The following is a 1,533-nucleotide window of genomic DNA, read 5'->3' as shown; positions in this document are numbered from 1 at the left end:
CGCATTGCCATCTTCAATTGCTGATAGGCCTTCAATGTCTACGTAGTCCGCTGAGTAGTCGGTGATCTGACCGTATTTATCTTGGAACAAACCAGAAACATCGCGCGTTTGTTCAAACAGTTCGCCCTGTTGTAGGTACCAGCCATCAACAATGGATTGCAGGCGAGCTTGCTCTGCTTCAACAACCATTGGTGGTAAGTTTGCAGATTCGATTTCGATTTCGAATACTGTGCTCACAGTTGATAGCACATCCCCGTTAGAGTTTTTGTCCTGCGCCGTTAGAACAATCTCAAAATCACCGGATTTTTCTACGATAGCGGTTGGGTGTAGAACAATTAGGTTACCAACTTGCTCAACTTCAATGCCTGTGCCCGCTAAATTATGCGTCAGTTTTGTGCTCACAAGGCTTTGGTCTTTGTCTTTGAAAAGACCTTCGATGTTTAGCTCAACGCCATCAAATGCGGCACCTTTTACGATTTCTGGTAGCTTATCCAGTTTATCTTCAGCTGCGTCTTCTATGGTTTCGTTGACGGTTAGCTTGTTGTTGACTACCGTTTCAGGCGCTAAGTTGTCGCTATTCGGCGTGCTATCAGTGATGACTGGACGTAGGCTTGGGTCATTGATGTTTTCGCCAGACGCGACAAGACGATCCACTTCTTGGTTTGCCGCTTGAGCAAACTCAGTCGCTTTCTTCTCGTAATTTGTTGGGTTTTGCGCTTTAGATTCTGTCAGAATCTGAGCGGTTTTATGTAGTTCGGCGTTTTTTGTCGCACCTTCAACAAAGTCACTGTACAGATCAATCGGAGCTTCCTCTGAGCCTCCCAATGCTTTGTTTACGTTTGCTTTCGCGTCTTCTTCAGTAATTGAAGGGTCTTTTGCCATTTCAATCGCCACAAGGTCCGTGATAGGTGAAATCACGTTAGACGATGATGGTGCGCGGAATACGATTTCGTGCGCCATAGCTTGGCTTGGGTGGTCCATATCTACGGTGTAGGTGCCAGCGTATTTCTTGGCATCCAAGGCGATAAGTTGTTTCTGTTTCGCACCGTTTGGAACGAGAGTTTGCAGTGCTAAGGTTTTTTCTGGTTTAGCGGCCAGTGTAAGCTGACCTTTCTCATCGGTCAGACCAAGAATAGATTCTTGAGTGTCCCATTGACCGTTGTTGTTCGTGTCTTCAAAAACAACTGCATTTTTGAAGTAGCCGTCAAAACCTGTGATCACAACGCCGTCGTTAGCACTGTTTGAACCACCATCTGAACCGCCACAGCCTGTAAGAGCGATAGCCACTGACGCTGCTAGTAAACTCACCTTATTCATTATTTATTTGTCCTTGTTTCGTTTCCGAATGAGAAAGTCGCTTTTTTAATTATTTTTTTCTTTATATCTCACTAGTGAGATATAAGAGAGTGGTGTCTTTTTAATGACTATTGAGCTTAGGTTCAAGACACGAAAATCCGCACAAAACCCGTAAAATTTATTTCTATTTTTTGTCTATGATGGAAAATTTATAATTTGATCACGGTTCCAGTTTTA

1 pseudogene is annotated in these 1,533 nt (G+C 43.8%); it reads right to left on the bottom strand.

Annotated elements, in window-relative coordinates:
* Positions 1 to 1,317, bottom strand: a pseudogene (locus R8N46_RS24635) (hypothetical protein); the annotation flags it as partial.
* Between the last annotated feature and the right edge of the window lie 216 nt (positions 1,318 to 1,533).

This window comes from Vibrio sp. 1874, assembly GCF_033344395.1.
GTDB classification, from domain to species: Bacteria; Pseudomonadota; Gammaproteobacteria; order Enterobacterales; family Vibrionaceae; genus Vibrio; species Vibrio alginolyticus.
The sequence above is the reverse complement of the archived record's forward strand: the minus strand, read 5'-3'. Positions and strand labels throughout refer to the sequence as shown.